The sequence below is a fragment of the Flavobacterium soyae genome (assembly GCF_021245985.1).
Classification (GTDB): domain Bacteria; phylum Bacteroidota; class Bacteroidia; order Flavobacteriales; family Flavobacteriaceae; genus Flavobacterium; species Flavobacterium soyae.
The window spans coordinates 1-21237 of the sequence record NZ_JAJQXA010000013.1 but is presented as its reverse complement, the minus strand read 5'-3'; the positions used below and the strand labels follow the sequence as shown (position 1 = coordinate 21237).

Annotated in this window: 13 protein-coding genes, 3 tRNA genes and 1 CRISPR repeat array; of the genes, 9 read left to right on the top strand and 7 right to left on the bottom strand. The window is 33.2% G+C overall.

Annotated elements, in window-relative coordinates:
• Positions 1-43: 43 nt before the first annotated feature.
• Positions 44-4051 carry a non-ribosomal peptide synthetase gene (locus LUU93_RS16230; RefSeq protein ID WP_232682223.1) on the top strand — a complete coding sequence of 1336 codons (4008 nt, stop codon included), beginning with the start codon at positions 44-46 and terminating at the stop codon, positions 4049-4051.
• Complete coding sequence (locus LUU93_RS16225; protein ID WP_232682222.1) at positions 4038-4832, top strand: 4'-phosphopantetheinyl transferase family protein; 795 nt, start codon at positions 4038-4040, stop codon at positions 4830-4832. Before LUU93_RS16230 ends, LUU93_RS16225 begins: the two co-directional genes overlap by 14 nt.
• A gap of 31 nt (positions 4833-4863) precedes the next feature.
• Here the strand turns inward: LUU93_RS16225 and LUU93_RS16220 are convergent, their stop codons facing one another.
• Positions 4864-5850, bottom strand: coding sequence for a YheT family hydrolase (locus LUU93_RS16220; RefSeq protein ID WP_232682221.1), 987 nt, complete (start codon positions 5848-5850; stop codon positions 4864-4866).
• Positions 5851-6197: 347 nt separating this feature from the next.
• Between LUU93_RS16220 and cas1 the strand changes: the two genes are divergently transcribed.
• Positions 6198-7112: a type II CRISPR-associated endonuclease Cas1 gene (cas1, locus tag LUU93_RS16215; RefSeq protein WP_232682220.1), complete on the top strand. Its 915-nt coding sequence runs from the start codon at positions 6198-6200 to the stop codon at positions 7110-7112.
• Positions 7088-7417 (top strand): CRISPR-associated endonuclease Cas2, encoded by a 330-nt coding sequence (gene cas2, locus LUU93_RS16210; RefSeq protein ID WP_073485070.1) that lies wholly within the window; start codon positions 7088-7090, stop codon positions 7415-7417. The genes cas1 and cas2 overlap by 25 nt, the downstream gene beginning before the upstream one ends.
• A gap of 165 nt (positions 7418-7582) precedes the next feature.
• Positions 7583-8937: a CRISPR direct-repeat array (repeat unit 36 nt; unit sequence AATATCGTGTTTTCTAATCTTTAATCAAACCACAAC).
• Between the two features lie 88 nt (positions 8938-9025).
• On the opposite strand, the gene cas9 is transcribed toward cas2, so the two are convergent.
• From cas9 to LUU93_RS16185, 5 genes are all read right to left on the bottom strand, one after another.
• Complete coding sequence (gene cas9, locus LUU93_RS16205; protein WP_232682219.1) at positions 9026-13693, bottom strand: type II CRISPR RNA-guided endonuclease Cas9; 4668 nt, start codon at positions 13691-13693, stop codon at positions 9026-9028.
• A 347-nt stretch (positions 13694-14040) separates the two neighbouring features.
• Entirely contained in the window at positions 14041-14784 is a 744-nt protein-coding gene (locus LUU93_RS16200; RefSeq protein WP_232682218.1) for a Fic family protein, read from the bottom strand.
• A 204-nt stretch (positions 14785-14988) separates the two neighbouring features.
• Positions 14989-15062: transfer RNA gene (locus LUU93_RS16195), tRNA-Arg, on the bottom strand.
• A 34-nt stretch (positions 15063-15096) separates the two neighbouring features.
• Positions 15097-15171 (bottom strand) — tRNA-Pro (locus LUU93_RS16190).
• A 15-nt stretch (positions 15172-15186) separates the two neighbouring features.
• Positions 15187-15270: transfer RNA gene (locus LUU93_RS16185), tRNA-Ser, on the bottom strand.
• Positions 15271-15511: 241 nt separating this feature from the next.
• Here LUU93_RS16185 and LUU93_RS16180 point away from each other — a divergent pair.
• The 4 genes from LUU93_RS16180 to LUU93_RS16165 all read left to right on the top strand — a co-directional run bounded on the left by LUU93_RS16180 (position 15512) and on the right by LUU93_RS16165 (position 18729).
• A complete protein-coding gene (locus LUU93_RS16180) occupies positions 15512-16690 on the top strand; it encodes an acetyl-CoA C-acyltransferase (protein ID WP_232682217.1) in 1179 nt (392 codons plus the stop codon).
• Between the two features lie 66 nt (positions 16691-16756).
• A complete protein-coding gene (locus LUU93_RS16175; RefSeq protein ID WP_232682216.1) occupies positions 16757-17518 on the top strand; it encodes a C40 family peptidase in 762 nt (253 codons plus the stop codon).
• Between the two features lie 240 nt (positions 17519-17758).
• Positions 17759-18259 carry an Xre family toxin-antitoxin system antitoxin gene (locus LUU93_RS16170; RefSeq protein WP_232682215.1) on the top strand — a complete coding sequence of 167 codons (501 nt, stop codon included), beginning with the start codon at positions 17759-17761 and terminating at the stop codon, positions 18257-18259.
• The gene (locus LUU93_RS16165; protein WP_232682214.1) at positions 18259-18729 is read left to right on the top strand and encodes an RES family NAD+ phosphorylase; all 471 of its coding nucleotides are present in this window, start codon (positions 18259-18261) and stop codon (positions 18727-18729) included. Before LUU93_RS16170 ends, LUU93_RS16165 begins: the two co-directional genes overlap by 1 nt.
• A gap of 72 nt (positions 18730-18801) precedes the next feature.
• On the opposite strand, the gene LUU93_RS16160 is transcribed toward LUU93_RS16165, so the two are convergent.
• Entirely contained in the window at positions 18802-19647 is an 846-nt protein-coding gene (locus tag LUU93_RS16160; protein WP_232682213.1) for an AraC family transcriptional regulator, read from the bottom strand.
• 119 nt (positions 19648-19766) lie between these two features.
• Here LUU93_RS16160 and LUU93_RS16155 point away from each other — a divergent pair, with 119 nt between their 5' ends.
• Positions 19767-20753, top strand: a complete 987-nt coding sequence (locus tag LUU93_RS16155) for an aldo/keto reductase (protein WP_232682212.1) — start codon at positions 19767-19769, stop codon at positions 20751-20753.
• Positions 20754-21237: the final 484 nt, after the last annotated feature.

The window sequence follows — 21237 nt, the reverse complement described above, 5'->3', positions numbered from 1 at the left end:
TTGTCAATTTAAGAACTGTGCAATTACATTTAAAAATAGAATTATGATAACAATGAAAAATAAATCTGAAATAAAAACTGAAACTGAAATTCAATTTAATCCATTTTTACCTGAAATTGAAAGAGTAATTCATACCACAAATTCACAGCAGGAAATATGGTCAGATTGCATTTTTGGAGGCAGTGATGCTAATAAAGCATACAACCTGTCTGTTTCTATTAAATTTAAAGGCAACTTGATAATAGACACTTTTGAACAGGCAGTAAAGACCTTAGTACATCGTCATGAATGCTTGAGAGCTGCGTTTAGTCCGGACGGACGCTATATGTGTATTTACAGCGATGTTAATTTTGAAGTTTCGCATAATAACTTTTCTGGCCTAAAAACAGCTGAAAAAGAACTTGCTGTAAAAACATTAGTTAAAGAAGAAGTAAATGCTCTTTTTAACCTTGTTAACGGCCCATTATTCAAAGTTAATTTGATTAAAATTGATGAATTTGAATATTTAATGACCCTGACAATTCATCATATTGTTGGAGACGGACTTAGTATTGATGTTATATTAGAAGAACTTGGCATGCTTTATTCTGCCTTCGTTGAAAATAAAAAACCAACCCTTCCAGATCCGGAACGTTTTAGCGAATATGCCGAAAAAGTTAATTCGTTTATGGAAAGTAATGAATATAAACAGCTGGAAAATTTTTGGCTTAGTGTTTATAAAGAATCATCTCCCACAATTGAATTACCTCTAGATCAGGTAAGGCCTTCTTTACGAACCTATAATAGTAATCGTCTGGATTTTCCATTGGATAATACCATCACAAACGCATTAAAAAATATAGGATTAAGTGCCGGCTGCAGCTTAGTTACCACTTTGCTCGCTGCATTTGAAGTCTTTTTATGCAAAATTACAGGTCAAAACGATTTAGTAGTAGGATTTCCTTCTTCGGGAAATACATTATATGATATGAGACAATTGGTTGGAGATTGTGCTAACCTGCTTCCTTTACGCAGTAAAATTAGTTCTGATATCACTTTTTTAGAATACCTGAAACAAAGAAATTCACAGCTATTTGATGCATACGAATATCAGCAGGTAAGTTTTGGCCATCTTCTTAAAAGCTTGGCCATTACCAGGGATCCTTCCAGAATTCCTTTGGTGCCAGTTGTATTAACTGTTGATATGAATCGGGATATAGAAAGTGAGTTTTCATTTGCAGGCCTTTCTCATGAATTTAAAATTAACCCCAGAGAATACGCAACCTTTGAAATTCAGCTTCATATTTTTAGAACTAAAAATGGTCCCATATTTCAATGGTCATATAATACTACCCTGTTCAAACAAGAGACCATAAACAAAATGATGCATACATTTGAAGATATTATGAATAAACTAATAAATGGTGCAGATAATCCGCTGTCAGACATAATCGGAAGTCATTATTTAGCTGATTATGATGCTCTAAATAATACTGAAATGCCCTATCCAGATGTGGCCTTAACAGAATTACTTAAAAAACAAGCAGAACTTACACCAAACAACATAGCCCTGGAATTTCATGAATCTAAAACTACTTATCTCGAGTTACACCAAAAAGTAAATCAATTAGCCCATTATTTAAAAGCGCAAGGCATTCAGTCCGGAGATTTTATTGCTGTTTCTGTTTCCCGCAGCCCGGAACTGCTTTATACTTTGTTAGCCATAATGCAGTGTGGTGCGGCTTACCTTCCGCTGGATCCTGAATATCCTAAAGGTCGCTTAGAATTTATGCTTACCAATTCCGGATCGAAAGTTTTATTGACCAGTAAAACATTATTTACCTCCTTACCATCATGGCCGCATATCCTTTTTATAGAAGATGCCATGGAATCATTAAACCAATATGATGCATCGCCTCTTCCTGTTACTGTGAAGCCGGATAATGCAGCGTATATACTCTATACATCTGGATCAACAGGTAATCCAAAAGGTGTTCCCATTACTCATAAAAATCTGGTTAACTTACTTTGCAGTATGACTTTAGAACCCGGTATTAACGAAAATGACAGATTGCTGTCGATCACTACTATTTCTTTTGACATTGCCGGTCTGGAGCTATATTTACCACTCATTAAAGGTGCTGCATTAATACTTGCTGATCATGAAACTGCCAGAGACGGACGACTCTTGCTTGAGCTGGTAAAAAAGGGAAACATCAGTTTTCTGCAAGCCACTCCCACAACCTGGTCAATGCTTCTGGATTCTGGCTGGGATGAACCATTACCGCTTAAGGCACTATGCGGCGGCGAGGCAATGCCTGCAGATCTTGCAAAAGCGCTTACTAGTAAGTGTAATACGGTGTGGAATGTCTACGGACCAACGGAAACCACCATTTATTCAGCTGTAAAACAGGTAAAAGCTGACGATACATTAATAACTATTGGTAAACCTATTGCAAATACACAACTTTATATCATTGATGAACAAGGACAGCTTATGGCACCAGGAAAAATAGGTGAAATTGCCATTGGCGGTGATGGTCTTGCAAAAGGGTATTGGAACAGACCTGAGCTTACATCTGAAAAATTTATTAAAAATAGTTTTTCTGCTCGTAAAGATGACATAATTTATCGTACCGGCGATTTAGGAAAATTACTTCCAAGCAATGAAATAGAATGTTTAGGACGTCTGGACCAACAGGTTAAAATTAGAGGACACCGTATTGAACCTGGCGAGGTAGAACAAGCGCTGCTGCAGCTTGACGGCATAAAATATGCTGTTGTATTAGCTAATGAAAACTTTCTTGTAGCCCATATTGTACCTGATTCCAGTATAGAAAGTGCCAAAAATCAAATCCCTTTATGGCGCGAAACTTTGGCTGCACGCTTACCGGTACAGTTAATCCCACATGATTTTAATTTATTGGAGAAAATACCAACAACACTTAACGGCAAGATCGATCGTAAAGCATTATCACAATATAAAGCAAACAAAATACTTCAATACACTGCTCCCCGAACAGAAGAAGAAAATATTGTGGCCGCTATTTGGAAAGAAAGCCTGGATATAGAGAATATCGATATTTTTAGTGATTTCTTTGAAATGGGCGGGCATTCGATAAAGGGAGTAAAGGTAATGGTTGAAATAGAGAAATACACTGGTAAACGAATACCCCTATCAGCATTATTTAAATATTCAACTGTCGAGAAATTTGCAAAACTGTTAAATACAGGTACCGAAATTTATTCAGATTGTTTAGTTCCAATAAGCCCTAACGGAAACAAAGTACCGCTTTTTATCATTCACGGAGCAGGACTCAATGTTTTAAATTTTATTAATCTGAGTAAACACTTTGATGAAGATCAGCCTATTTATGCAATTCAGGGTATTAAACCTAAAGGTTTTGACAGATGGTATGAGTCAATTGAAGCTATGGCCGCTCATTATATAGATGCAATTATAAAAGTAAACCCAAAAGGGCCTTACGCTTTAGCAGGTTTTTCTTTCGGCGGTATTGTGGCCTTCGAAATGACCCGTCAATTAAAGGAACAAGGAAAAAAAGTAAGCTTAACAGCATTACTCGACTCTTATGTTGACTCTTCTTATTATTATGGAAATTACAGACGAAAACAACTCGTTAGATACTTTGATGTTACACATAGAAGACTAGATTTTTTAAAAGAAATGCTATTGAGCTGGAAGGCTTTTAAAATGCGTATTAATAGAAAAAAAGAATATATACTGAAAAGACATTTTGGTAAGAAAGACACAATGACTGAACAAGAAGCACTAGCACTCAAAGAATTTATAGAAGCTGATCGTATGGTTAAAAAAATTGTTGATCGTTATCACCTTAAACCGCAAAACTTTAAAGTAGATTTATTTCGATCAAAAGATGACATTAATTACAGACTTGACCCTACGCACCTTGGCTGGAAAAAGGCTGCGTTGGGAGGCGTAACAATTCATAATATCTCCGGTAATCACTTAGACATTGTAGCGCCGCCAAATGATATAGTTTTAGCGAGGCTACTTCAAGACATCTTAGATGAAAAAAATGAAAACATCTAGGCTCTTTATTTCTTTTTCGGACATAAAGGGCGTTACATTAGTTTCTGGTAAAGAATATTCTTTAGATACTGGCGATATAATCATTTACTCTATTTATCTGCCTAATTTCATTGACTTTAAAGCTAATTTATCACAGTTTCTAAATTCTCCTGAACTAAAAAAAGCAAAACGCTATTATAAGGAAATAGACCGAAACCGATTCATTATATACAGGTCGATTTTAAAACTTCTTTTAGGGGCTTACACTAAATCAGATATAAAAAATATTTATCTTGATTATGATTTTAATAAAAAACCATATTTGGCTTCACACCCGTGGCTCCATTTCAATATCTCACATTCTGAAGACTATGCAGCTATTGCGTTTTCACGTAAAAAGGTAGGACTGGATATTGAATATTTATCTAACGATTTTAAATTTACTGACCTTTTCCCGGATATCTTTGACGATCACGAGAGGTTAGTAATTCAGAATGCTGATGATAAAAAAAACGCTTTTTATACTTTATGGACACGCAAAGAAGCCTTTGTAAAAGCATTAGGAAAAGGAATTGATGAAGATTTTAAATATATTCCTTGTATAGAAGGACAGCATAATTTAGATTTTAAGCTGGTAAAAAACACTCAAAACTGGCAGGTATATAGTTTCGATTTTGCTGAACATTATTTGGCCGCAGTAGCTTTTGAAGGACTTCCATCAACTTCTGGCAATCAGGTATTGTATATTATTCCCGATAGTATGGAAATTTTACTGGAGATGACCCAAAGAAAAAATTATTAACCTGCTAAGAAAAGTTTTTTTCTTAACCCATTTAATATTCAGCTTTAGTAATCTCTGCAGATGTACAGGATTTAAAAAACTTATATGCCCTTTTCTCTGCATAGGAATACGTTGAATTACGCAGCGGAAAAGCACAGTGTCCTCCATACTTTGGGGTTTCCAGATATACATATTCACTCTCTTGGGCAATAGCTCTGGGATAACATCTTTCACCTAAAAAAGGGTCATCAAGAGAATTAATAATTAAAACCGGAGTGGTAATATTTTTAAGGGAAAATTCCGGAGAAACACGTTGATAATAATCATCTCTACTCGCAAAACCATGCAGCGGTGCTGTAAAATACTGATCGACTTCATCAAATGAAGAAATTTTATCAATCTGATCACGGTTTATAAAATCAGGAAACTGTGCCGCTTTGTATTTCAGCTTTTTCTTAATATCAATAGTAAAGTTCTTTAAATAGACTCTGTTAAACCCTTGTTTGAGTATAGCTGCACTTGTTGCAATATGCGTTGGCGCAGAGATAGAGACTCCCGCCTTTATACGTTTATCAATTTTTGTCCAGCCAAAATAATTCAGGAGCTGAACACCTCCCATTGAATATCCAATCAAATAAACATCTTCGAATCCTTTTTGTAAAACAAACTGAACCACCTCATCCAGATCATCAACCGCTCCGTGATGATAAAGTCTCGGCAGTCGGTTCATTTCTCCACCACAGGTACGGTTATTCCATGCGAAAACTGAAAAACCTTTCTGCTGAAAATAAGCCGCACAGCTATTATTGTACGTTCTTCGGGAATCACCTTCTAAACCATGGCATAGAATTACTGCTTTTTTAGTATCGTTTATAATAAAATCAATATTGATAAAATCTCCGTCACTCAACTCAAGTTTTTCTCTTGTGTATCCTGGAACTTCAAACCTTTTAAACAAAGCAGCATAAATAGTAGATATATGCCTGTTGCGATGAATAATAGAAGGAAAATTATATTCTGATTGTTCAATTACCGGCATGATAAAAAAGTTTTTGGATCTGTTATACAAATCTAAGAAATCAATCAATATGTAATTTAAAACTGTGTTTTTTATTTTATTTGCCTATTCAATTTTGTTTAATTACAGTAAGTTTTCTTTCATATCACTTAACTTTCGTTCCTTTTTTTCAATTACTGCTAAAGTTACTAAGGCGAATTTTTCTTCTTTATCGCCAGGTTTTGTTCTATTAATATTGAAACTAAAATTGTAAATTATGGAAAACCGTAAAAACAACATTTCTTTAAAGTCGAACTTTATACAAATAATTTAAACAATGCATGTTTAGGCAGAGGAAACGATTATTTATAATTTCAAATTAAATTTTTATGCTAAAAAAATCTATTTTAATTGAAAACAAGTTTTCGATAACTGCAAAAAATAATCAATTAGTACTAAAATCAGAAATGAAAGAGAGTGCTATCCCAATTGAGGATATTGGCTTTCTTATACTTGATCATAACGAAATCTACCTCAGTATTCCTGCTATGAATTTACTTGTTGATAACAATACTTCTATTATTATCTGCGGAAAGAATCACCTCCCTAACGGAATGCTTTTAAATCTTAATAGTCATCATATTCAACAGGAAATATTCAAAAATCAAATTGATGCTTCTATACCGTTAAAAAAGCAGTTATGGCAGCAAACTATAATTGAAAAAATTAAAAACCAAGGCCAATTACTCGAAAAAATAACTAATTCAAAAAATAGTTTTGTATTTCTGGCCAGCAAAGTATTAAGCGGAGATTCATCTAATATGGAAGGAGTTGCTGCACAGCAATACTGGAAATATTTCCCTCAGCCAAATTTAGAATTTGATGGAATAAAACGAGAACGATATGGTGACTATCCTAATAATTTCTTGAATTATGGTTATGCCATTTTAAGAGCCGCAACTGCAAGAGCTCTTTCTGGAAGCGGGCTACTGAATACATTAGGAATCCATCACAAAAGTAAATACAATGCTTTTGCCCTTGCCGACGATATTATGGAACCTTTTCGTCCTATCGTTGATGAAAAAGTCTTTGATATCATGCAGCGTTTTGATGAACAAGAATTAAACACTGTTATTAAGGCAGAGTTGTTACAAATATTAACCAGAACAGTTTATTTTAAAGATGAGAAAAGTCCTTTAATGGTCGCTTTACAAAAGACTGCCAGTTCCCTTCAACAATGTTTTACAGGAAATCGAAAAAAAATTAAATATCCTGCATTATGGAGCTTAACGGATATCGAATAATGTGGCTGTTTGTTTTTTTTGATCTACCCACAGAAACAAAAAAAGACAGACGAAATGCATCTGGATTTAGAAACAATTTATTAAAAGATGGATTTTCAATGATGCAATATTCTGTTTATGTACGCCACTGCGCAAGCAGCGAAAGCGCTGATGTTCATGAAAAGAGAATCCACAAACTATTACCACCTTTAGGAAAAGTAAGTGTACTTCGAATAACTGATAAACAATTTGGTAATATTTTGAATTTTTGGGGAAAAGCAGCCTTACCTTCTGCACCTCAACCTACGCAATTAGAATTATTTTAATATTCCTTTATAATCTTCAATAAGTCTCATAGACTAAAACCTTATTCACTAAACCCTGCAATAGAAAAAATGCCTCAATTATGGGTTATCAAACCATAAAAGAGACATTTTTTTAAGCGATATTCGAATCTAAACCATTATATATCAGAAGGAAACAAGCCGACTAATATCGTGTTTTCTAATCTTTAATCAAACCACAACAATGCTATGTTTGCATTTCTTGCATCATTCAATATCGTGTTTTCTAATCTTTAATCAAACCACAACAAATTTAATTTACGGTGATTGGTTTCCAAAAATATCGTGTTTTCTAATCTTTAATCAAACCACAACAATGATACACCAACAGGAAATGTATCAAAAAATATCGTGTTTTCTAATCTTTAATCAAACCACAACATTTGTAAAATCATTTTTGCGCAACTCAGAAATATCGTGTTTTCTAATCTTTAATCAAACCACAACAGACGAGTCTAAATACCAAGCTTTCTACGAATATCGTGTTTTCTAATCTTTAATCAAACCACAACCGTTTACATTCAAGAAACGCGTCTTCGAATAATATCGTGTTTTCTAATCTTTAATCAAACCACAACTGGTAATATCTCGAATAATCAACTAGAACTAATATCGTGTTTTCTAATCTTTAATCAAACCACAACATCAATGCAATATCTAGCAACAACAACCCAAATATCGTGTTTTCTAATCTTTAATCAAACCACAACAGCAACATTATTTATTTGAACATTTAAAATAATATCGTGTTTTCTAATCTTTAATCAAACCACAACACCATATCTCAAAGATGTTGAGTTTACTACAATATCGTGTTTTCTAATCTTTAATCAAACCACAACAGCTTTGTCATGCATTGTCTTTACATACAGAATATCGTGTTTTCTAATCTTTAATCAAACCACAACTCGAACCAATCTGTTAACATCTGCCCTTTAAATATCGTGTTTTCTAATCTTTAATCAAACCACAACTGAATTTCAATTACAAAAACAACGTTTAGAAATATCGTGTTTTCTAATCTTTAATCAAACCACAACCAGAAACCTTACTATAATAAAATTTATAAGAATATCGTGTTTTCTAATCTTTAATCAAACCACAACCGTTAATAGGCATTTCTTTCAATTGTTCATAATATCGTGTTTTCTAATCTTTAATCAAACCACAACAGTAATAATAATTCTCTACTCTCGCACGCGAATATCGTGTTTTCTAATCTTTAATCAAACCACAACAGGAACTGTAAGGCTTGAAAATGAATTAAAAATATCGTGTTTTCTAATCTTTAATCAAACCACAACAAGTAGACGAGAGCCGTTTACACGACGCACAATATCGTGTTTTCTAATCTTTAATCAAACCACAACTAGGTAACTTGGATGGAGATAAGGGTTATCAATATCGTGTTTTCTAATCTTTAATCAAACCACAACTAACCTTATGCATTTATACTTAGAATTTTTAATATCGTGTTTTCTAATCTTTAATCAAACCACAACGGAAAATCCATTGTAGAAAATCGGAACGATTTTCCGTTGTGGTTTGAGAGGTTTAAGATTAAAAGTGTCAAAGAACTTAATTAATTTTTTATTTATCCTCAATTTTTCCAAAAATAGAAACTGTAACTTTGATTGGATTTACTTCTTGAAATTTTTTCATACTTGCAATTCTAACTTCTTGTTCTTTATGTAATACAGTAGAAGCTAAATGGTGCCTAAATGAAAAATCTCCTTCAGATATTTTTTGAACTCTATATAAATGTTTACTCAAAAATGATTCATTTCCAATATTATCTCTGTATTCATCATTGGTAAGCCCTAATATAAACATATCATTTTCTTGAAAAGTTAATAACATTTCCTTTGGATATGGCTCTGCAAATGTTGATTCAGGCAACTTATATATTTCATCATTTTGCTTTTTTCTTTCAACTACATTCCAAAAATTAGTTATTCCATCCTTTACTTCATTGTTTTCATTCTTATATATAATAACATGATGATTATTCCTTGGATTTACAAATTGTTTGATGGAGGGCTTTAATTGTTGTGCATTTCCCATTTCCTCTGAAACCCGTACTTTCTTAATTGGAACTCTTTCTCCATTTTTATTAGGTAAAGTATATAAATTATTTATCTTATTTTTTAAAACATCAATCTCCTTTTTTAATTGCTCTTCTTCAAAATCAGTTTTTGCTGTTTTTATTTGTTTAGTCAATTTCTCAATTTCCTTATAGAGTTGAACTTCTGCTTTTCTAGCTTTAATAATAATCTCACGGATTTTTAGATCTACAATTTTATTAAGTTGTTTATCTGTCACAAGACTCTCTATAGATTTGCGAATATGATACCCTTCCTTCCCACTTGGTGGGGTTATCTTTCCATAAAAGTTTTCCATATGTAATTGTCCCCGTACAGCTTGACCAACACTCAAATAACTCTTTCCGTCCTTAATAACCTTTTTTCTAACTTCTACAAGTATGTTTCTGTTCTGTTTATGAGAAATCAATATTTTATTAATTGCATTCATTGCATCAGTATGAAATCCATTCCAAGGTTCTGGAAAATCCAATTGTTCTTTTTCGTATTCATTACCTCTTTTTTTATTTTCAACAGAAGCATTGTATTTACTTAATTCCTGAAAATATCTTTCCTTCGTTAAAGCAATAACTAAAGCGTCAAGTGCATGATGCCTATGATCTTCTCTATTTTTTTTTGGATCAAACTTAATTTCGCCTGTATACTTATCAACCCATACTGTTCCTTCTACCAAAGTTTGCCCATCTTCAAGTTTTGGAGCCTCGTTCTTAACATCATAAAAATCTTTGACTTCAGAAAGTATATCAAACAATACCCAATACCTTCCTTTTCCCTCCTTCATTTCAAACTGATGCTGGTTGTCCATTTCCGAGACAAAAATACCATCATCGTTTGTAGTCCCTTCAATTAATATTTGATAATCATTGAGAATAGGTCTTTCGTTGACTGCTCTTTCAAAATTAACTTTTTCAAAATCAACATCAATTAACAGCCAATATTTACCATCTAATTCCGTGGTTTCACACTGATAAATATAAGATGAGAAAATACCTTCTTTTACTTCTCCAAAAAGCAATAATTGTTTTCCATTCTTTTTAGGCTGGTCTTCTTTATTAGGTGCTTCAAATTTCTTTTTCAAGATGGAGAGTTTAGCCCAATAAGTACCATTATCTTTTCCCGAAGCGTTTATTAAGCCCAAGCCTTCATTTTTAAACTTTTCTTTTTCAACTTTGCCTTTTAATACAATTTCTTCTTCTGATGCTTCTGGTTTATCTCTAAAAACTCTAACAACATCTTTTGGTTCTGATATTTTTAACTTTGCCCAATATTCGCCATTTTTGAGTTCTGGAGTTTCCATCTGAAAATTGACATATTTGACACTAGGTTTGAAAATTCCTTTATCCACATTTCCGAATAATGCAGTTTCATCATTTTCTAATTCTGGTTTTGAGTTGTAAATTCTCTGGAAAACTACTGGCTTACTATCTGCATTCAGAACAACATAATGTGGTATATGTTTATTTTCAGTAATGTACAAATCTGGAATATCAACTGTAAATGTAGGTTGTAAAATATTGTTCAATCCCCAAAGTTTTCTGAGCTCAGCTGTTAACCCACCTGGCATTACACGAACATCATCACAAACTTGTGAAAGTATTTCATTTGTTTTTTTACTGATGTACCTTGTGTCATTTAATTGTCTTTCAATAAAATCACTCTTCTCAAATTTTGTTTTAGAGGTAAATTTCTTTGCTTTCGTGTAAGGCAGTAATTTAAACACACGGTACTCAATTTCTTCCCAAGTTTTAGCACCGCCCCACAAATTAGAATCCTTGTTTAATTGATAAAAATCATACGGCGTCCTTTCTCCTTTCAATCCATTAAATTTTGCATCGCAAAGTGTTTTGTTCGCAAAACTGTCATCGAGGGAAACACTTCTCGGGATAATATGCTCAATCTGAATTTTATTTTCTCTTCCTAAAACATCGGAAATATTGATTGTTTTATTAGTATAAGGACAAACTGCAATTGTACCACGTTCCTGCATTTCTTTATACAATAAAACTTTTTGAATATTTTCCCTACTGTGTTTTAATCCAAATTCTGTTAGAAGTTGCTTAGCTTCATCATTTTTTTTGGTATTATCAGCAATTTTATAGCCTAATTCCTGTCTTTTTGTTTTATTATTTTTTAAATCTCGTCCTAGCTCCACTCTTATCTGGTCAAATGTCTGATGTATTTTTAATAATTCATTAACTAACCTCTTTACTTCATTAACGCCTTGCTGAACTATTGGGTTTCTTAAATTTTCAATTTCTCCAATTCTATCCTTTTTCTCAACCTTTTCAATTTCTTGACTATGATGATAAAGTTTTCTAAATCTTTTATCATTTTCAACAAAACCGTATTTATTTTCAATCAGGTACTCTTTTATTTTCTCAATTGCATCTCCCTCCTTGTTGTATTTAAGTTTCAATATAGAAATAATATCTTTCTCTAATTGCTGATGATCATTCTTATAAATTTCCCATTTATGACCAAAGGCATTCCTTACACCTCCAAGAATTACAGCGTCACTAAACCTTTTACCCTGTTTTAAATAAGGTAAAATATTTTTTATAGCTTTTAATGATACATTGGAATAACCTTCTTTTAAATTAATTTTAGAAACTTTATTTATATTTATTTCATCTAAAGCAAAATCAATAGAAAGCTTCTTTACTAGTAAATCATTATCTTCAAAATAATGAAAACAGTGCCAAATTTTTTCAAATCCATATTCAACAACTTCTTTACCATTTACAGAATTAACATGCTCCTTTCTTAATACTGATTCTGAAAAAATTGAATTTAAACTTTTAATAGTGTAATTACCCGGAACTTTCTGATCATCAGAATAATTAAATTTTTCATATTCTAACTTCAGTTTTTTCTTTATTTCAGTGAAATTAAAATTACTCTCTTTTGAATTTATTAAATCCAAAACCTGAAGCCGTTGACTTTCTTCCAATCTTTGTTTCTTTCCGTATTCAATATTATTAATAAATTGGTAAGCTCTAAATTCCTCATTTAATGGATGTGATAAATGGCATGGTGTTTTTCCCTTTTGCAAATATTTACCATTGTAGTCTTTCAAGTCAGATTCAAAGCGACATTTTGACAACAATCTTTTTTGTGATTTTAGAGGCCGTTGCCAAAACAAAATACTATCTTGACTTCTAAATTTTAAATTTCCATCCTCGTCATTTTCAATATTACCGGCTAAAAGCTCTTTAAGAGAAATTTCAGAAGATACTTTTACTAGATATTTTTTACTTGAAATATTATCTGTATTATTCTCTAATAAACTAATGGCAACATTTTCAATTCCTTTTGATTTAATTAGATATTCTAGCTTTCTTTTATTTCTATTATTTTTTTCTATGTCTCCATTAAGAAAAATATTTTTATTCTTGATTACTTTTTTCTTATCCAGTCCTAAATGGTTTTCTTGTCTATTCCAAATGTCTTCAAATTCTGCAACATACATGTCTCTTAAGGTATAACGTGCTCTTACCCTTAACTCGTTTCCTTCTTCATCTGTAATTAATTTATAAGGTTCCCCTTCCTTAGGAAGAATCTCAAATAGATATTTGCCAAGTGTTGAATTTTCAAGTTCTTTTTGAGTTTGTGAGATTCCTATAATATTTTCTTTTCCTTTATATATTGCTCCATCGTCTTTTCCCTTACGATTACTTAAAAAACCTCTTCGTTGAATTAAATGGTACAAAACTCTTCCAAACTCAAAAAGTGTTAAATCATTTTGTATTGCTTTATCTCTTAATTCATAAGGATTTTGTTTTAACCATAAATGATAGGGGTGGTTTTGAGGCAAATGAATTTCGGGAGCAATTCTACCCTCTTTTTTCTCTTGTTTGTCCCATTTACTCCAAACATCAAGTGCTTCATTTGTCAACGGACACATATCAAACGATATTAAAGTCCTTAGTAGCTTTATTTTTCTTAATCTCTTTCTGTAAAATTGCTTTCTTAGCTGCCTGCTATTTCTTCTTTTTGCATTCTTACTTTCTTCTCTATCTCCTTGTCCAATTGTTTTTGCAACAACACCTTCAGGAAATATCCTAACTCCCGAATCAACAATTGTTTTTTTTTCATCATCAACAATTGCCCATCCAATACTATTTGTTCCTAAATCTAATCCTAAAATTTTTGCCATCGTTATTAAAATTTAATCTGCATGGAATTTACTATAAAAAAAATTAAGACAATTACGGTTTTCCTTTTTCTAACCAGAATATTTTTTCTATATATTTGTGACTGATTAAAATTTCTAATCTTTAATCTTATCACAATAAGGCTATATGCCGTAGATGAAAATCTTTAGTCCTGCTTCGGTGGGACTTTTTTATTTAATTATTAAAACTATTTACAAACTTTTATACAAAAAAGCACTTTTAAATAAATATACAAAACAAAAAAGCCACTCGATTTGAGCAGCTTTATGTAAACGCAGAAGGATTCGAACCTTCGACTGTCCCGATTATTATATTCTATAAATTCATTTTAAAAAAGAAAACTAAATCCCTTATTTGATTTTGACGAAAAGCTGTCTTCGATTTTTTTTATTTCATTTAAAAGATATTGCTCATATTGATTTTTCATGAAGTTTCTAAAAATTTCAATATTCTCTTTTTCTCTTGTATCAATCAAAGCCTGAATGTATTCTTGTTTATCTTCACTATTTACAATTGCTAAAGGAAGGTCATAAAAAGCCTGAATGTAATTCATAATCAATCGAGAAGTTCTTCCATTTCCATCATAAAATGGATGAATGCTTACTAGATTAAAATGCGCATCAAAAGATAAATTCAATTTTTCATCTATTGATAAATCATTATTCATTCGGGAATTGATAGACAAAACTAATTCATTAGTTAGTCTTTCTACCTTGTCATAATTTGGAAAATAAGAAATCCCTGCTGTAACATTTCCTTTTCGAAACATTCTCTTACCTGCATCAATTTCTCCCAAAATAGTACTGTAGATGCCTCCTGTGCTTTTCATTACATAAGAATTAATTTCTTTTATTAACTCTATTGTAACTGCTGTTTTGTTTCTTGCTTTATCAACAATAAAATGTAGTGCCTTAAAATGATCTGTAACCATTAAAGTATCATTAACAGGCTTCCCTTTTGGAGTCAGACCATCATCCAGCAAAATTTGAGTTTCTAGTTCTGTTAAAGTAGAACCTTCAATTTTTGTAGAGTGATGACTTATGGAAATTAAATTGAATTTCTCATAATGCAATACATCGGCAATTCCTAAACTTTTATATTTTAATATAAGAGATTCTATTTTATTCCGATTTTAGAAAAGTTCAACATAAAAATACAATTCTAAAATCAAAAAAACGAAATAAGTTTCTAAAAATCCAAATTATAAAAACAGTTCGATTGACTAGATAGATGATTGTATAAAACAAAAAAGCCACTCAAATTGAGTGGCTTTTCGTGAACGCAGAAGGATTCGAACCTTCGACCGCCTGCTTAGAAGGCAGGTGCTCTATCCAGCTGAGCTATGCGTCCATTTTTTTTTAAACTTTATCCCTTAAAGTTTTAGTCGGGGTGGCAGGATTCGAACCTGCGGCCTCCTGCTCCCAAAGCAGGCGCGATAACCGGGCTACGCTACACCCCGAGGCAAAAAATTAAGCGGAGAGACAGGGACTCGAACCCTGGCGACGGTTACCCGTCGACAGATTAGCAATCTGCTCCATTACCGCTCTGGCACCTCTCCAAGCTCAAGGAAACGTGTCCTATTTTGCGGTTGCAAATGTAACACAACATTATATTACTCACAACTATTTTTGCGCTTTTTTTTATCTTTTTTCAATCTTTTTTTTAAAACACTTCACAATCAAACAAATAGAATTAACAAAAATTTCATCTTAAATTTAAAATCCATTCGGATTGATACAAAATTTGAATTTATTCAAATAAACAGTAAATTTGCTTGATTAACTAATATTAAACAGAAAATGAACAAAAGAGTTGTTATCGTTTCTGCCGTTAGAACACCTATCGGAAGTTTCATGGGAGGGTTATCTACCGTACCCGCACCAAAATTAGGAGCTGCTGCCATAAAAGGAGCCCTTTCAAAAATTAACCTAGACCCAAAATTAGTTGATGAAGTTTTCATGGGAAATGTAATCCAGGCAGGCGTTGGACAAGCTCCGGCCCGTCAGGCTGCCCTTTTTGCCGGATTATCAAACGAAGTTGCTGCCACAACAGTAAACAAAGTCTGTGCCTCTGGAATGAAAGCTGTAATGTTTGGCGCACAGGCAATCGCTTGCGGCGATGCAGAAATTGTAGTTGCCGGCGGAATGGAAAGCATGAGCTTGATTCCACACTACGTACAAATGCGTGCCGGAAACAAATTTGGCCCGGCAACAATGCTAGACGGAATGCAAAAAGATGGTTTGACAGATGCTTACGATAACAACGCAATGGGAGTTTGCGCTGATTTATGTGCAGCTGAATACAACATCAGCCGTGAAGAACAGGATAATTTTGCTATTCAGTCTTATGAAAGAAGCGCAAAAGCCTGGGATTCCGGAAAATTTGACAATGAAATCGTTCCTGTTGAAGTTCCGCAAAGACGCGGAGAACCAGTTATCGTTTCTAAAGACGAAGAATATACCAATGTAAAATTGGATAAAATCCCTTCATTAAGCGCTGTTTTCACAAAAGACGGAACAGTAACCGCTGCAAACGCTTCAACAATCAACGATGGTGCTGCAGCTTTAGTTTTAATGTCTGAAGAAAAAGCAAATGCTTTAGGTCTAAAACCTTTAGCCTACATAAAAGGTTATGCCGATGCTGCACAGGAACCAAAATGGTTTACTACAAGCCCGGCAAAAGCTTTACCAAAAGCTTTAAACAAAGCAGGAATTGCAATTGGCGATGTTGATTATTTCGAATTCAATGAAGCGTTCTCAGTTGTTGGCCTAGCCAATTCAAAAATCTTAAATCTTGATAACAATAAAATAAATGTAAATGGCGGTGCAGTTTCATTAGGACATCCTCTGGGTTGTTCAGGAGCTCGTATTATTGTAACTTTACTAAATGTTTTAGAACAAAACAACGCTAAAACCGGAGCTGCAGCAATTTGCAATGGCGGCGGCGGAGCATCAGCAATTGTTATCGAAAGAGCTTAAATAATATTTCATTAGGAGTTATTAATTTCTAATAACTCCTAATTTTTCAACTAATACATTATCTAAATGTTCGGAATCTGCAATCTTGCCATAGTACCCGTTCGATCTGAGCCTAGCGACAGAAGTGAAATCGTTACACAGCTTTTGTTTGGCGAACACATCAAAATTTTAGAACGCCAAAATCAATGGGCTCGAATAAAAATTCAGTTTGATGATTATGAAGGCTGGGTAGATTCGAAACAATATCAGGTAATATCTGAGGAACAGTATAATCAGTTAAGCAAAGAAGCCATAATTCTAAATGCTGATTTAATTGATTATATCACTGCACCGGATAATTTATTATTGCCCATTCCGCTTGGAGCTTCCTTAACTTTTCTAAACAATAGCGAAATCAACACTTCAAATTTTGATTTTGAAGGAACAAAAACCAGCGGTGCAAAACCAAAAAGTGCACTTATAAGCACTGCTTTTATGTATTTGAACGCACCTTATTTATGGGGTGGAAAAACACCATTCGGAATCGATTGTTCTGGTTTTACACAAATGGTTTACAAACTAAACGGCTACAAAATTCATCGCGACGCATCGCAGCAGGCACTTGACGGAGAACCTTTAAGTTTTATTGAAGAAAGTGAAGCAGGAGATTTAGCCTTTTTTGACAACGAAGAAGGAAACATCATTCATGTCGGCATCATTATGGAAAACAATTACATCATTCACGCAAGTGGAAAAGTCCGCATTGACCGCTTAGATCATCTTGGAATTTACAATCCGGAATTAAACAAACACACACACAATTTGCGTGTGATAAAAAAGATTATTTAAAACACAAATTCCACGAATTATCACAAATTAAAAATCTTTTTAATCAAATATCCCGATAGCTATCGGGAATAGTAGAAAAACAAAATAAACCCGTTTAAATCCGTACCATCTGCGTTCCAATATCACGCATTAATACGAATCCTTTTTCTGAATTCAGAAGGGCTATTTCGCTCATATTTTTCATCAATTAAACAATTAAACAACAAAATTGTTGTATCTTTACAGCAAATAAGTTGTCTTATGAAAAGTATAAAACAAAAAACAGAACCTTTTGATACTAAAAGAAGTATTGAAAACGCATCAGGAAAAGTAATCTCAATTAAGAGATCTACGTTAAACTCCGGAGGTAAAGAATACAGCTGGAGCAATAAACTTGAGCGTGTTGAAGTCATAAGATCAGGTATTCCCTATGATTCAATTGAAGTCATCAGCAGAAGATTAAACAATCCTGTAAAATCAGTTTTAACAATTGTTGGAATTCCGCAGACAACTTATAACAAAAAGAAAAGTGAGCATCTTCTTTTAGACAGCAGAGACAGCGAATTGGTAATTTTAATTAATGAATTAATAGATTACGGTTTGGAGGTTTTCAACGATGAAGAGGAGAAATTTCAACGATGGCTAAAAAAACCAAATCTATCTATAGGAGGAAATACACCTGAAAATATGCTGGATACAATTACAGGAATTAACGAAGTAAAATTCAGTTTAAATCGATTGGAGTTCGGAAACCTGGCATAATGATAGTATTTAGAATTGAAAGAGAAAAATACCTGGCAGCAACTTTAAAAAGAATTGGTGCATCAATGTCTGAAGGTTATAGATGGAACAGCCTTAATACCCGCATGGTATATACAGCAGAAAGCAGAGCCCTGGCAACACTTGAAGTTTCAGTTCATTTAGATTTAAGTGAAGATTTACCTGTTGATCGTTTTTATGTAGAAATTGAAATCCCGGACGAAATCACTATTCAAGAAGTGCATCTGGAAGATTTACCCGAAGACTGGGATTCTAAACCACCTATTTTAATAACCCAGACAATAGGCGACGACTTTATAGATTACAACGAAGCCGCAGTTCTAAAAGTTCCAAGCAGTATTGTACCGCAGGAATTTAATTATTTAATAAACCCACAGCATAAAGACGCATCAAAAATTAAAGTCTTAAGCACAGCCAGAATGGCTTTTGATTCAAGATTTAAAACTAAATAACACAGATAAAAAATCATTTTAATCCTCTAAATCTGTGGCAAAAAAATTCGTGCAAATTCGTACAATTCGTGTTTATGCACTAATCCGAATCGTTTTTCTAAATTCCGAAGGACTGTTTCCTCTTTGTTTTTTGAAGAATTTATTAAAATGGCTTTCATCCGTAAAACCAAATTCGTACGCAATTTCGTTAATACGCTTATCGCTGAATTGTAAACGATGCTCAATCAATTTCGTCTTATAATTGCTGATATATTGCTGCATTGTTTCACTGGCATGTTTCTTAAAATAACGTCCTAAGTACGTATTCGAAATCCCGAAATAATCACTTATAGATTCTGCTTTAATCTTCTCGGGATAATAAATGTTCGTCTGAATATATTGCAGAATATCCATCGCTCTGGCTTCAGAACCTACATTTACCTGCTCCGGTAAATATTTCGCAATATTTCTTGCCACAATAATAATCAGCGTATTTACCAATTGCTGAATCAATTCCTGATTGTATACATCCTTATCCTGATGTTCACGGCAAATAGCCTCAATCATCACTTTCACCAAACATTTATCGGCATCATTTTTCAAGATACAACCCGGCTGATGATTGGCATTTTGCAGAATATATTCTAAACGTTGAATATTTTCGTTTTGCAGACTGGAATTCTTCAAATAAATATCATTAAACCTCAAAAAGAAAAACTTCGTTTCGGTTTCAATTGTAAAATTATGACAATCTTCAGGCGTCAATAAAAACATATGTCCAGCATCATATTCAAAAATATTCTTGTTGATACACTGCCTTCCTGTTCCGCCTAAAATATAAACCAATTCAAAGAAATTATGACGATCTCCAACATCGGGATATTCATTCAATGTTTCAAAGGAAACCGTAAACGGCTCGTACAAATTTTCTTTTTTCATAATCTAAAGAATTAATTGAAGATGCAAATATACCTAAAAAAGACAAAATTATACAATTTAACACTTTAAAAAATGGTATAATTTTGTCAAAAAAAATTTAAGACATCAATTTTAATATCATGGAATATAGAAAATTAGGCAGCTCAGAACTTGAATTATCAACTATAACTTACGGTGCATTTGCAATTGGCGGAAACATGTGGGGCGGAAACGAAAAGAAAGATTCTATCGACTCTATTCACGCTTCTATAGCTCACGGCGTAACCACAATCGACACCGCTCCTTTTTATGGATTTGGCTTAAGCGAAGAAATGATTGGCGAAGCTTTAAAATCTCAAGATCGTTCAAAAGTACAATTGTTAACCAAATTTGGTTTGGTCTGGGATGGAAGCAATTACGGAAAAGGTGATTTCTTTTTTGATGCCGATGACAACGGAAAAAAGTTACCAATTTATAAATACACTTCAAAAAACAACATTATCAAAGAAGTTGAAGAAAGCTTAAAACGCCTTCAAACAGATTATATTGACTTATTGCAAATTCACTGGCCTGACTCCACTACTCCAATTCAGGAAACTATGGAGGCTTTAGAAATTCTTATTCAGCAAGGAAAAATTAGAGCAGCCGGAGTTAGTAATTACAATGCAGAACAAATAAAAGAAGCACAAAAAACAATTCAATTGGCTTCAAATCAAGTTCCCTTTAGTATGCTGAATCAGGCCATTCAAACTGATTTAGTCCCGCTTACGATTCAGGAAAATATCGGAATCATTGCTTACAGCCCAATGGAAAGAGGTTTACTAACCGGAAAATATTTTACCGACAGCAAATTAAAAGATAACGATCATAGAAATGGCTATTTCGGTCAATTTGATCTTCAAAAAGTAAAAACATTGGTCGAAGAATTAAGTTCTCTGGCAAACGCAAAACACATTTCGATTTCACAATTGGTTTTACGCTGGACAACTTTACAAAAAGGAATTACAATTGTTTTAGCCGGAGCAAGAAACGCAGAACAAGCCATTTCAAACGCCAAAACAATGGATTTCGATTTATCAGCTTCAGAACTTGATTTCATTAATCAGGCGATTTCTAAATTAAAATAATATTCTAAACACATAGAAACATAGATTTTTCTTTATCGATAAAGGCGTTTCACTTGTTTAAAAAAACATAGCCACACAATCTTGTCATTCCGAGGAACGAGGAATCGCACTCGGTATTCGACAAAGATTGTCGACATTCTTTATAGAGTTTCTAGTGCGATTCCTCGTTCCTCGGAATGACAAACTTTGAGAGCTATGTGTGAGAAACTAGTTTCTTTTTACAACCTTTTTCAAAAGCTAAAAAATCTATGTTTCTATGTGTTTCAAAAAAAAAATCTCAAAAAATTAAATAATTAGAATTTGGGCGTGTCCCTCCGGGCTGGGCTATCCGCTAAATTCCCGATTAACAAAAACTACGAGGCTGTCTCAAAAGTGAGGCAGCTTTTTTTGTGGCATAAAAAAAGGAAAGCTTTCGCTTTCCTAATTCTTGCAATTTGATTAAATTGCGGTGTGTGTATAGCTTCAAAAGTAGTCTTTAAAGATT

What these genes read in the sequence shown, in the direction of transcription:
- LUU93_RS16230 (WP_232682223.1), top strand. Translation starts at nt 44, where the DNA reads ATGATAACAATGAAAAATAAATCTGAAATAAAAACTGAAACTGAAATT.
- LUU93_RS16225 (WP_232682222.1), top strand. Translation starts at nt 4,038, where the DNA reads ATGAAAACATCTAGGCTCTTTATTTCTTTTTCGGACATAAAGGGCGTT.
- LUU93_RS16220 (WP_232682221.1), bottom strand. Translation starts at nt 5,850, where the DNA reads ATGCCGGTAATTGAACAATCAGAATATAATTTTCCTTCTATTATTCAT.
- cas1 (WP_232682220.1), top strand. Translation starts at nt 6,198, where the DNA reads ATGCTAAAAAAATCTATTTTAATTGAAAACAAGTTTTCGATAACTGCA.
- cas2 (WP_073485070.1), top strand. Translation starts at nt 7,088, where the DNA reads ATGGAGCTTAACGGATATCGAATAATGTGGCTGTTTGTTTTTTTTGAT.
- cas9 (WP_232682219.1), bottom strand. Translation starts at nt 13,693, where the DNA reads ATGGCAAAAATTTTAGGATTAGATTTAGGAACAAATAGTATTGGATGG.
- LUU93_RS16180 (WP_232682217.1), top strand. Translation starts at nt 15,512, where the DNA reads ATGAACAAAAGAGTTGTTATCGTTTCTGCCGTTAGAACACCTATCGGA.
- LUU93_RS16175 (WP_232682216.1), top strand. Translation starts at nt 16,757, where the DNA reads ATGTTCGGAATCTGCAATCTTGCCATAGTACCCGTTCGATCTGAGCCT.
- LUU93_RS16170 (WP_232682215.1), top strand. Translation starts at nt 17,759, where the DNA reads ATGAAAAGTATAAAACAAAAAACAGAACCTTTTGATACTAAAAGAAGT.
- LUU93_RS16165 (WP_232682214.1), top strand. Translation starts at nt 18,259, where the DNA reads ATGATAGTATTTAGAATTGAAAGAGAAAAATACCTGGCAGCAACTTTA.
- LUU93_RS16160 (WP_232682213.1), bottom strand. Translation starts at nt 19,647, where the DNA reads ATGAAAAAAGAAAATTTGTACGAGCCGTTTACGGTTTCCTTTGAAACA.
- LUU93_RS16155 (WP_232682212.1), top strand. Translation starts at nt 19,767, where the DNA reads ATGGAATATAGAAAATTAGGCAGCTCAGAACTTGAATTATCAACTATA.